The following is an 11134-nucleotide window of genomic DNA, read 5'->3' as shown; positions in this document are numbered from 1 at the left end:
GGGTCGGAGGAGCCGGCCGCCGCCAGGACGACGCCGGTTCGGGCCCGGGCGGCGGGTGAGCCGACCGCGAGGCCGGCTTCGGCGAGGCGGCGGTCCAGGGCGGCGAGCAGCAGGGGGGAGGGGCCGAGCACGTCGGCGACCGGCAGCCGGGAGCCGGCGGCGCGCAGGGCGGCCGGGATGTCGTGCTTGGCGTGGAAGGCCCGGTTGAGCAGCAGCGGCACCGCCACCGCGTCCGCGAGCCGTCCGACCACCTGGGGGATCCGCGGCGCGCAGTGGTCCAGGTAGGCGGTGGCGACCTCGGTGCCGGGTCGCTGGGCCCGCACCTCCTCCACGAGCGCGGCCACCGTCGCGGCGTGGCGCGGGTCGCGGCTGCCGTGGGCGATCAGGAGGAGGGCGGGCATCAGCGGTGCCTCACTTGCCGGTGGCCAGCAGGCCGCGGTTGCGCAGCACCCGGCGTTCGACGGGGGTGAAGACGAGGAGCTCGATGGCGATGCCGACGAAGAGGATGAGGATGATGCCGAGCAGGACGCCGGACATGTCGGAGAACTCGCGCTGGTCCTCCAGGAAGCGGCCGAGGCCGCGGCCCAGGTCGGGGGAGGAGGCGACGAGTTCGGCGGCCATCAGGGAGCGCCAGGAGAACGCCCAGCCCTGCTTGAGGCCGGCGAGGTAGCCGGGCAGCGCGGCGGGGATGAGGACGTGCCGGGCGCCGGTGAGGCCGGTGGCGCCGAGGGTGCGTCCGGCCCGCAGGAACAGCGGCGGGACCTGGTCGATGCCGGCGACCAGGCCGTTGGCGATGGAGGGGACGGCGCCGAGCAGGATGACGGCGTACATCATCGAGTCGTTGATGCCGAGCCAGATGACGGCGGCGGGCACCCAGGCGACCGAGGGCAGCGACTGCAGGCCCTGCAGGACGGGCCCGACGGCGGTGCGCACCGGTCTGATGCGAGCGACGACCAGGCCTATCGGGGTGCCGATCACCACGGCGAGGAGGAAGCCGGACAGGCCGCGCCAGACGCTGGTCCAGATGATCGAGAACAGCGTGCCCTGGTACCAGAGGTCCTGGGCGGAGCGCCACACGTCGGCGGGGCTGGGCAGCTTGTAGGAGGAGGTGAGCTCCAGGCTGTACGCGCCCTGCCACAGCGCGAGCACGACGAGCACGCCGATCAGCGGCGGCAGGGCCTTGCTCCGCAGGGCCTCGCCGAGGGAGCCGCGCTGTGCGGCGACGGCGTCGAGGGCGTCCAGGCCGGCGCCGACGCCGGCGGTGTCCGCGGTGTCCGCGGTCCTGTCGTTCTTGTCCAGGACGGGGGTGGTGTCAGTGCTGGCCATGGCGACGGATCTCCCCACGCAGTTCTTCGGTGATCTCGATGGACAGGTCGGCGACGCCGGCGGACTCGATGCGGCGCGGCTGGGGCAGGTCGATGCGCCATTCGCGGGCGACCCGGCCGGGGCGGGAGGAGAGCAGGACGACCCGCTGGGCGAGGCGGACGGCCTCGCGGACGTTGTGGGTGACGAACAGGACGGTCAGCTGCCGTTCGGCCCAGATCCGGGTGATCTCGTCGTGGAGGACGTCGCGGGTGATGGCGTCGAGGGCGGCGAAGGGCTCGTCCATGAGCAGGACCTTGCTGCCCTGGGCGAGGGCGCGGGCCATCGCGACGCGCTGGCGCATGCCGCCGGACAGCTCGTGGACGCGCTTGCCGTACGCGCCGTCCAGGCGGACGAGTTCGAGCAGCCGCTCGGCCTCGGCGCGGCGCTCGGGGCGGGCGACGCCGGCCAGCTTGAGGGCGAGTTCGATGTTCCGGCCGGCGGTGAGCCAGGGGAAGAGGGCGTGCTCCTGGAACATCAGCGCGGGGCGGCCGCCGGGCACCTCGATGCCGCCGGCGGTGGGCCGGTCGAGGCCGGCGACGAGGTTGAGCAGGGTGGACTTGCCGCAGCCGGACGCGCCGAGCAGGGTGACGAACTCGCCGGGGGCGACGTCGAGGGTGATGTCGTCCAGGACGTGGGTCTGGGCGCCGGGGCGGCCGAAGGACTTGTGCACGTGCGAGATCCGGACGGCGGGCGCACCGCCGTGGGCGTCGGCGCCGGGGGCGTCCGCCGAGGTGGTCAGTGCCGGGGTCATCCGGGCACCTCCTGGATGAGTGGTCTGGCGAGGTCGGGGCCGTGGCCCGGGCCCCGCCCGTCCCGGTGGGCATCGATCGGGGATCGACCGGGCGGGCGGGGGCCGGACCGCGGAGTCGTGACGAACGGCCGTGCTGCGGGTGCTACTTGGCGCCGAGTCCGGCGTCCGCGACGGCGGGCCGGCCCGCCGCGGCGAGGACCTTGTTCAGCAGGGTGAGGTCGTAGATGCCGTTCAGGTTGGGCTTCTTGAGGAGCCCGGCGGTGACGGCGTGGTCGGCCTCGGCCTGGAGGGTGTTCGCCAGCGGGTCGTCCAGGAAGTCGATGTCGGCCCAGGCCGGGTCGAGGATGGCGGGCTCCAGGGAGTTGCCGGCCTCCTTCTTGATCGCCTCGTTGGCGTCGGCCTTGGCCTTGTCGGAGTTGTCCTTGATGAAGGCGTTGGTCTTCACCGAGCCGCGCAGCACGGCCTCCACCACGTCCGGGTGCTCCGTGAGGAACTTCTGCGAGACGATGATGTTGGTGATCACGAACTTCTTGTCGGGCCAGACGTCCTTCTCGTTGAGCAGGACCTTCGCGCCGAGCGTGACCAGCTTGGAGGCGGTGGGCTCGGGCACCCAGGCGGCGTCGATGGAGCCGGACTTGTACGCGTCGGGGGTGACCTTGTTGTCGGTGCGCACGACCGAGACGTCGCCGGCGCCGGTGGCCGCGTCGACCTTGTAGCCCTTGCCCGCGAGGTAGTTGAGCAGGGCGACGTCCTGGGTGTTGCCGAGCTGCGGGGTGGCGATCTTCTTGCCCTTGAGGTCGTCCAGGGAGGCGATCTTCTCCGGGTTGGCGACCAGCTTGACGCCGCCGGAGGCCGAACCGCCGATGATCTTCAGGGACTTGCCGTCGGACTTGGTGTAGCCGTTGATGGCGGGGGAGGGGCCGATCCAGCCGATGTCGATGGAGCCGGCGTTCAGCGCCTCGATCTCGGCCGGGCCGGCGTTGAAGACCTGGGTCTTGACCTGGGTGGCGCCGAGCTCCTTCTGGAGGATGCCCTCCTGGAGGCCGACCAGCGGGGTGCCGTGGGTGAGGTTGGCGAAGTAGCCGATCTTCACCGTGTCCGCGGACAGCTTCGCGCCGGAACCCCCGGCCGTGGCGGCGGCGTTGGCCTTGGCGTCGGAGGACTTGTCGTCGGCCTTGGAGCCGTAGCTGCAGGACGACAGCAGGGCCGCCACGGTCAGGCCGGCCGCGGCGGCGGCCGCGGAGCGTCTGATCCGCCCGGCGGCGGGGCGGGTGCGGGTATGCGGGAGGGCCGGGTTCGGTGCCATGGCGAGAGTCCTGTTCGCGGACGGACCGTCAGGAGGCGGTCTCGGACGGACGGTTGGAAGGTGGTGCGCGCGGCAGCGGTGTGCCGGGGGCAAGCCGGGCGGCTGTGGGGGAGACAGCCCGGTGACAGGGCGTTCTCAGCCCCGTCGGCCCGCACATCGGGTCAGGCCGCCCTGGCCGCTGCCGAGGACGCCGCTGCCGATGCGGCCGCCTTCCTTGTCCATGCCCGAGAACGCCTCGCTGGGCATCAGACCCAGTCCTCCTCGTCGGGGGTGCCGGTGGTGGGTACGGTGGCGAAGGCCTCGCCCGCCATGCCGGCGGTGAGGGTGGTGCCGTCGGCCGGGTCGATGAGCAGGAACGACCCGGTGCGGCGGTTGTCGGAGTAGCCGTCCAGGGCCAGCGGCTCGGCGGTGCGCAGGACGACGCGGCCGATGTCGTTGACGTTCAGCCCGTCGGGGGCGGGGCGCTGTTCCAGGCCCCCTTCGCCGATCGGCGCAGTGATGTCGATCCGGTAGGCGACGTCCTTGACCAGTGCCCGCACGGTGCGGGTGGTGTGCTTGAGGAGGACCTTGTCGCCGGCGCGCAGCGGCCGCTCGCTGAGGTGGCTGACGGTGGCCTCGACGTCCTTGGTGGGGACGGGCACCGGGCCGGCGGCGATGAGGTCGCCGCGGGAGACGTCCAGGTCGTCGGCGAGGCGGACGGTCACCGACTGGGGGGCCCAGGCGGCGGCGGCCTGGCGGCCGAGGGCGTCGATCCCGGCGACGGTGGTGGTGTGGCCGGACGGCAGGACCGTGACGGTGTCGCCGACGCGCAGCACGCCGGACGCCAACTGGCCCGCGTAGCCGCGGTAGTCGGGGTGCTCCTCGGTCTGCGGGCGGATGACGTACTGGACCGGGAAGCGGGCCGGCTCGGCGCCCGGGTCGCTGCCGACCGGCACCGTCTCCAGGTGCTCCAGCAGGGTCGGGCCGCCGTACCAGTCCATGTGCGCGGACGGTTCGACGACGTTGTCCCCGACGAGGGCGGAGATCGGGACCGCCAGCACGTCCCTGACGCCGAGCGAGGCGGCGTAGGCGGTGAACTCGGCGGCGATGGCGGCGAACACGGGCTCGGCGTAGTCGACCAGGTCCATCTTGTTGACGGCGAGGACGACGTGCGGCACCCGCAGCAGGGCGGCGACGGCGGCGTGCCGGCGGGTCTGCTCGACGACGCCGTTGCGGGCGTCGACGAGGACGACGGCGAGTTCGGCGGTGGAGGCGCCGGTGACCATGTTGCGGGTGTACTGCACGTGCCCGGGGGTGTCGGCGAGGATGAACCGCCGGCGGGGCGTGGCGAAGTAGCGGTAGGCCACGTCGATGGTGATGCCCTGTTCGCGCTCGGCCCGCAGGCCGTCGGTGAGCAGGGCGAGGTCGGGCGCCTCCTGGCCGCGGCTGCGGGAGGCGTGCTCGACGGCCTCCAGCTGGTCGGCGAGCACCGACTTGGAGTCGTGCAGCAGCCGGCCGACGAGGGTGGACTTGCCGTCGTCGACGGAGCCGGCGGTGGCGAAGCGCAGCAGCGAGGTGGCGTTGGTGGCGGTGCTCATTAGAAGTATCCCTCGCGCTTGCGGTCTTCCATCGCGGCCTCGGAGAGCTTGTCGTCGGCCCGCGTCGCACCGCGCTCGGTGAGGCGCGAGGCGGCGATCTCGGCGATGACGGCCTCGATGGTGGTGGCGTCGGAGTCGACGGCGCCGGTGCAGGACATGTCGCCGACGGTGCGGTAGCGGATCAGCCGCCGCTCGACCGGCTCGTGCTCCTTGGGGCCGCCCCAGTCGCCGGCGGTCAGCCACATGCCGCTGCGGGCGAAGACGTCCCGCTCGTGGGCGTAGTAGATCTCCGGCAGCTCGATGCCCTCGCGCTCGATGTACTGCCACACGTCGAGTTCGGTCCAGTTGGACAGCGGGAAGACCCGCACGTGCTCGCCCACCGCGTGGCGGCCGTTGTAGAGCGACCACAGCTCGGGGCGCTGGCGGCGCGGGTCCCAGGCGCCGAACTCGTCGCGCAGCGAGAAGACGCGCTCCTTGGCGCGGGCCTTCTCCTCGTCGCGGCGGCCGCCGCCGAACACCGCGTCGAAGCGGTTCGTCTCGATGGCGTCCAGCAGCGGCACGGTCTGCAACGGGTTGCGGGTGCCGTCGGGGCGCTCGCGCAGGACGCCGCGGTCGATGAAGTCCTGGACGTGGGCGACGTGCAGGCGCAGGCCGTGCCGTGCGGCGACGCGGTCGCGGTAGTCGATGACCTCGGGGAAGTTGTGCCCGGTGTCGACGTGCAGCAGCGAGAAGGGGATGGCGGCGGGCGCGAAGGCCTTGAGCGCCAGGTGCAGCATGACGATGGAGTCCTTGCCGCCGGAGAACAGGATCACCGGGCGTTCGAACTCCCCCGCGACCTCGCGGAAGATGTGCACCGACTCGGCCTCCAGCGTGTCCAGGTGGGACAGCGCGAAGGGGTTGTCGTCGGCGGTGCGGACCGGGCTGTCGGTCGCGGTGGTCATGCCAGACCCCTCTCGGTCAGGAAGGCGTGCAGCTCGGCGGCGGACTCGGCGACCGCGCGGCCCTGGGTCTGGAGGCGCAGCTCCGGCCGCTCCGGGGCCTCGTACGGGTCGTCCACGCCGGTCAGGCCGGAGATCTCGCCGGCCGCCTGCCGGGCGTACAGGCCCTTGACGTCCCGTTCGGCGCACAGCTCGACCGGGGTGGCGACGTGGATCTCCAGGAACTCGGTGCCGGCCGCCGCGTGCCGCTCGCGCACCGCGGCGCGGGAGTCCGCGAACGGGGCGATCACCGGGGCGAGCACCTTGACGCCGTTGGCCGCCAGCTTCTCGGCGACGAAGCCGATCCGGGTGACGTTGGTGTGCCGGTCCTCGCGGGAGAAGCCGAGGCCCTTGGAGAGGAACTCGCGGATCTCGTCGCCGTCCAGGACCTCGACCTTGTGGCCCTCGGCGCGCAGCCGCTCGGCGAGGGCGAAGGCCAGGGTGGTCTTGCCCGCGCTCGGCAGCCCGGTCAGCCACACGGTGGCGCCGCGCTCGCACGGGGCGGCCGCGCGGGCCGCCTCTGCGGCTCCGTCGGCGGCCAGGGTGTCAGCTGTCACGGTTCGTTCCTTACACGAGGATGGACGGACGATCAGAACGGATGATCAGAGCGGATGATCAGAGGTGGATGCCGCACTCGGTCTTGCCGGAGCCGGACCAGCGGCCGGCCCGGGCGTCCTCGCCCTCGCCCGGCTTGCGGGTGCAGGACAGCGGGGAGCAGCCGATCGAGGTGTAGCCCTCCCACAGCAGCGGGTTGAGCAGCACGCCGTGGGCGGCGACATAGGCGTCCACGTCCTCCTGGGTCCAGCGGGCGATCGGGGCGATCTTGACCTTGCGGCGCTTCGGGTCCCAGGACACCACAGGGGTGTTCGCCCGGGTCGGCGACTCGTCGCGGCGCAGCCCGGTCGCCCAGGCGTCGTAGCCGGCCAGGCCCCGGTTGAGCGGCTCGACCTTGCGCAGCGAGCAGCACAGGTCCGGGTCGCGGTCGTGCAGGGCGGGCCCGTGCTCGGTGTCCTGCTCGGCCACCGTCCGCAGCGGGGTGAGCGTGATGACGTTGACCGGCATGGTCGCGGCCACCGCGTCGCGCGTCCCGAGGGTCTCCGGGAAGTGGTAGCCGGTGTCCAGGAACACCACGTCCACCCCCGGGAGCACCGAGGACGCCAGGTGGGCCACCACCGCGTCCTCCATCGAGGAGGTGACGCAGAACCGCGCGCCGAAGGTGTCCGCGGCCCACCGCAGGACCTCCTGCGCGGTGGCCTCCTCCAGCTCGCGGCCGGCCCGGACGGCTGTCGCCTCGTGGTCAGTCGCGGTGCTGCTCATGTGACGTACCCCCGTGGTTGGTCGGTGACAGCAGGCCGAGGAACTTCAACTGGAAGGCGCGGCGGCACCCGTGGCACTCCCAGGCGCCGTGCCCGGCCTCGGAGGGGCGCAGGTCCTCGTCCCCGCAGTAGGGGCAGAAGAAAGGGGCGGCGCGCTCGCTCATTGCCCACCTCGCTGCGCTCGGCGTTCGCTTCGCGAACAACGCCCTGCTTTTTTGGTTCGCTCGCTGCGCTCACTCACGACAACTGCTCCTCGGTCGCCCGGGCCGCCCACTGGGCGAAGCGCTCGCCCTCGGTGCGGTCGGCCTGGTAGCGGGTCAGCACGCGCTCGACGTAGTCGGGCAGGCCGGCGCTGGTGACCTTGAGGCCGCGGACCTTGCGGCCGAAGCCGGCCTCCAGGCCGAGCGCGCCGCCGAGGTGGACCTGGTAGCCCTCGACCTGCTCGCCGTGCTCGTCGGTGACCAGCTGGCCCTTGAGGCCGATGTCGGCGACCTGGATGCGGGCGCAGGCGTTCGGGCAGCCGTTGATGTTGATGGTCAGCGGCTCGGCGAAGTCCGGCAGGCGCTGCTCCAGCTCGTCGATGAGCGTGCGGCCGCGCTCCTTGGTCTCGACGATGGCGAGCTTGCAGTACTCGATGCCGGTGCAGGCCATGGTGCCGCGGCGGAACGGCGAGGGGGTGACCCGCAGGTCGAGCGCCTCCAGGCCGGCCACCACGGAGTCGACGTGCTCCTCGGCGATGTCGAGGACGATCATCTTCTGCTCGGCGGTGGTGCGCACCCGGTCGCTGCCGTGGGCGGCGGCGAGGTCGGCGATCCGGCCGAGCAGCTTGCCGTCGACCCGGCCGACGCGGGGGGCGAAGCCGATGTAGTAGCGGCCGTCCTTCTGCCGGTGGACGCCGACGTGGTCGCGCCAGCGGGCGGCGGGCTCGGCCGGGGCGGGGCCGTCGACCAGGCGGTACTCGAGGTACTCCTCCTCCAGCACCCGGCGGAACTTCTCCACGCCCCAGTCGGCGACCAGGAACTTCAGCCGGGCGCGGTTGCGCAGGCGCCGGTAGCCGTAGTCGCGGAAGATGCCGATGACGCCGCCGTAGACGTCCGCCACCTCGTCCAGCGGGACCCACGCGCCCAGCCGCACGCCCAGCTTGGGGTTGGTGGACAGGCCGCCGCCGACCCACAGGTCGAAGCCGGGACCGTGCTCGGGGTGGACCACGCCGACGAAGGAGACGTCGTTGATCTCGTGCGCGACGTCCAGCAGCGGGGAGCCGGAGACCGCGCTCTTGAACTTGCGCGGCAGGTTGGAGAAGTCCGGGTTGCCGATGAAGCGGCGCTGGATCTCCTCGATGGCGGGCGTGCCGTCGATGATCTCGTCCTCGGCGATGCCGGCCACCGGGGAGCCGAGGATGACGCGCGGGGTGTCGCCGCAGGCCTCGGTGGTGGACAGGCCGACGGCCTCCAGCTTCCGCCAGATCGCCGGGACGTCCTCGATCCGGATCCAGTGGTACTGGATGTTCTGGCGGTCGGTCAGGTCGGCGGTGCCGCGCGCGTACTGCTCGGAGACCTCGGCGACCGCCCGCAGCTGGGGGACGGTCAGCCGGCCGCCGTCGATGCGGACCCGGAGCATGAAGAACTCGGCGTCCAGCTCGTGCGGGTCCAGGATCGCGGTCTTGCCGCCGTCGATGCCCTCCTTGCGCTGGGTGTAGAGCCCCCACCAGCGCATCCGGCCGCGCAGGTCGGCGGGGTCGATGGAGTCGAAGCCCCGGTGCGCGTAGATCGTCTCAATACGTGTCCGCACATTGAGACCGTCGTCGTCCTTCTTGAACTGCTCGTTGGCGTTCAGCGGGGTGTAGTGGCCCATGCCCCACTGGCCCTCGCCGCGGTGGCGGGTCACCTTGCGGGCCGCTGCGGGGCGCCGCTCGGCGGCGCGGTCGGCCGTGGGCTCGACGGTCTCGGGGGAGGTGGCCATGGTGAAGTCCTTCTGGGCGGATGGCGCTGCTGCCGAATGGGTCGCGGGGCGTGCCCGGCCGTGCGGTACCGCTCTGACCTGCGGATTTCAAGGTCCTGAGGGCGGTGGCCGGGACCGGGCGGGCGCCTGCGCATCCGCTGCGGCGGGGATGGCGGGAAGGTCGGCGCCGGGTGCGGTGGTGCGGCGGAGACGGGGGGCTCAGGTCACCGGACAGATGGCGCTGGACACGCGAAGGAGATCGACGTGGAGTCGACCTACTAGGGTGGTTCCGGCGCTTGGCATGGCAAGAGATTCGCACGGCGCGGGACTCGCGGTCCACTAACATCCAGATACTGGACTCTGAGGTTTCGTCATGTGGGACATCCGGATGTTCCCGCCGCTCCCCGCCCGGACGTCCGGCGATGCGTCCGGTGATGCGTCCGGCGATGCGTCCGGTGATGCGCCCCCACCCCGTCCGGCCACGCGCCCGTACCCCGGGGAGATCAACCGCCGGGCCCCGGCCCGATACGGTTGGCCCTGTGCAAGCAGCAGGCGATACGACCAGACCGAACGCCGAGCGGCCCTCCCGGCGACGGGGCAAGGGCTCCCGGCGCGCGGCCAAGCAGGCCACCTGGCGCCGCACGGCGTGGGAGCTGATCAGGGACACCACCAACACCTGCGTCGAGTACCGGGTCACCGGGCTCGCCGCGGAGGCGGCCTTCTTCACCCTGCTGTCGATCCCGCCGCTGCTGCTCGGGCTGGCCGGCACCCTCGGCTACCTCGACGAGTTCGTCGGCGCGGGCACCATCGCCGGGCTCAAGAAGAGCATCCTCTCGGCCTCCGGGACGGTGCTGTCGGACTCCTCCGTCAACGAGGTCGTGGTCCCGCTGCTGGACGGGGTGTTCGACCGGACCCGGCCCGACCTCGTCTCGATCGGCTTCCTGCTGTCCCTGTGGTCCGGCTCCAGGGCCCTCTACATCTTCATCGACACCATCACCGTCATGTACGGGCTCGACGGCAAGCGGGGCATCGTCAAGACCCGGCTGATGTCGCTCAGCCTCTACTTCGGCGCCCTGGTGATCGGCTCGCTGGTGCTGCCGCTGCTGATGGTCGGTCCGGGACTGCTGGAGAACGCCGTACCGGGGGTGTCCGGGCTGGTCGGCGCCCTCTACTGGCCGGTCGCCATCGTGCTGCTGACCGTCTCGCTGACCACCCTCTACCACCTGGCCGTCCCGGTCTCGACCCCGTGGCGCGAGGACATCCCCGGCGCCCTGGTCGCCCTGGTGGTGCTGGTCTTCTGCAGCGTCGGCCTGCGGGTCTACCTGGTCAGCTCGGTCGAGGGCCCCTCGGTGTACGGCTCGCTGGCGGCGCCGGTGGCCGTCCTGCTGTGGATCTTCGTGGTGGCGCTCGCGGTGCTCATCGGCGCCGCGATGAACGCCGCGATAGACCGCCGCTGGCCCACCCTGGAGACCGCCGACGCGCGCGCCGAGAACGAGCGCGCCCACGAGGAGGCGGCCGCCGCCGTGGTCCGCGAGGTCGCCGCCCGGCGGGCCGCCGAACGGGCCCGGCGCGCCCGCGAGCTCGGGCTCGCCGAGGGCGTCGAGGAGGAGTGGGGCGAGGACGAGGGCGAGGACGTGCCCTCCGAGTACCCGGAGCGGTGGGCCGACGTGCTGGCCGCCGACAACGTGCGCGGCCGGCTCACCGCCCGTGGCGGGCCGCACCACCGGCCCGGCCCGCCGCCGCCGGACAGCGACCGGCCGGCGGGGCCGCCGCAGGCGGGCGGGGCGGGGGCGGGGCAGCCGGGGGCGGGCGCTGGGCCTGGACCTGGGCCGGGTTCGGGGCCGGGGGCGCCGTCCGGGCCGGGACTGGGGCCGGTGCCGCCCGGGCAGCAGGTGCCGGGG

The 11134-nt window shown here is 72.8% G+C and carries 12 protein-coding genes; 1 reads left to right on the top strand and 11 read right to left on the bottom strand.

The features are described 5' to 3' along the window. The 11 genes from ACFU6K_RS17355 to ACFU6K_RS17305 form a co-directional block, all read right to left on the bottom strand. Positions 1-401: sirohydrochlorin chelatase (locus tag ACFU6K_RS17355; protein WP_380663879.1), on the bottom strand; the 401-nt coding region annotated here is incomplete at its 3' end. Between the two features lie 10 nt (positions 402-411). Beyond that, complete coding sequence (locus ACFU6K_RS17350; RefSeq protein ID WP_380663878.1) at positions 412-1326, bottom strand: ABC transporter permease; 915 nt, start codon at positions 1324-1326, stop codon at positions 412-414. Beyond that, entirely contained in the window at positions 1313-2116 is an 804-nt protein-coding gene (locus ACFU6K_RS17345) for an ABC transporter ATP-binding protein (RefSeq protein ID WP_380663876.1), read from the bottom strand. Before ACFU6K_RS17345 ends, ACFU6K_RS17350 begins: the two co-directional genes overlap by 14 nt. A gap of 142 nt (positions 2117-2258) precedes the next feature. Beyond that, positions 2259-3422: an aliphatic sulfonate ABC transporter substrate-binding protein gene (locus tag ACFU6K_RS17340; RefSeq protein ID WP_380663875.1), complete on the bottom strand. Its 1164-nt coding sequence runs from the start codon at positions 3420-3422 to the stop codon at positions 2259-2261. Positions 3423-3667: 245 nt separating this feature from the next. Next, a complete protein-coding gene (locus tag ACFU6K_RS17335; RefSeq protein ID WP_380663873.1) occupies positions 3668-4999 on the bottom strand; it encodes a sulfate adenylyltransferase subunit 1 in 1332 nt (443 codons plus the stop codon). Continuing rightward, on the bottom strand, positions 4999-5940 hold the full coding sequence (cysD, locus tag ACFU6K_RS17330; RefSeq protein ID WP_380663872.1) for a sulfate adenylyltransferase subunit CysD: 942 nt from the start codon (positions 5938-5940) through the stop codon (positions 4999-5001). The genes ACFU6K_RS17335 and cysD overlap by 1 nt, the downstream gene beginning before the upstream one ends. Next, complete coding sequence (gene cysC / locus ACFU6K_RS17325) at positions 5937-6518, bottom strand: adenylyl-sulfate kinase (RefSeq protein WP_380663880.1); 582 nt, start codon at positions 6516-6518, stop codon at positions 5937-5939. The genes cysD and cysC overlap by 4 nt, the downstream gene beginning before the upstream one ends. A 73-nt stretch (positions 6519-6591) precedes the next feature. Next, positions 6592-7293 carry a phosphoadenylyl-sulfate reductase gene (locus ACFU6K_RS17320; protein ID WP_380663871.1) on the bottom strand — a complete coding sequence of 234 codons (702 nt, stop codon included), beginning with the start codon at positions 7291-7293 and terminating at the stop codon, positions 6592-6594. Continuing rightward, a complete protein-coding gene (locus ACFU6K_RS17315; RefSeq protein ID WP_030060859.1) occupies positions 7274-7456 on the bottom strand; it encodes a hypothetical protein in 183 nt (60 codons plus the stop codon). The genes ACFU6K_RS17320 and ACFU6K_RS17315 overlap by 20 nt, the downstream gene beginning before the upstream one ends. Positions 7457-7529: 73 nt before the next feature. Next, positions 7530-9254, bottom strand: a complete 1725-nt coding sequence (locus ACFU6K_RS17310; protein WP_380663869.1) for a nitrite/sulfite reductase — start codon at positions 9252-9254, stop codon at positions 7530-7532. A 198-nt stretch (positions 9255-9452) separates the two neighbouring features. Then, positions 9453-9536 carry a putative leader peptide gene (locus ACFU6K_RS17305; protein WP_310593185.1) on the bottom strand — a complete coding sequence of 28 codons (84 nt, stop codon included), beginning with the start codon at positions 9534-9536 and terminating at the stop codon, positions 9453-9455. Between the two features lie 236 nt (positions 9537-9772). On the opposite strand from ACFU6K_RS17305, the gene ACFU6K_RS17300 reads away from it, so the two are divergent. Then, the coding region (locus ACFU6K_RS17300) for a YihY/virulence factor BrkB family protein (RefSeq protein WP_380663868.1) at positions 9773-11134 on the top strand (1362 nt) is incomplete at its 3' end.

The organism is Kitasatospora sp. NPDC057512 (genome assembly GCF_042802135.1).
In the GTDB taxonomy this organism is placed as follows: Bacteria; Actinomycetota; Actinomycetes; order Streptomycetales; family Streptomycetaceae; genus Kitasatospora.
This window is presented reverse-complemented; position numbering and strand designations above follow the sequence as displayed.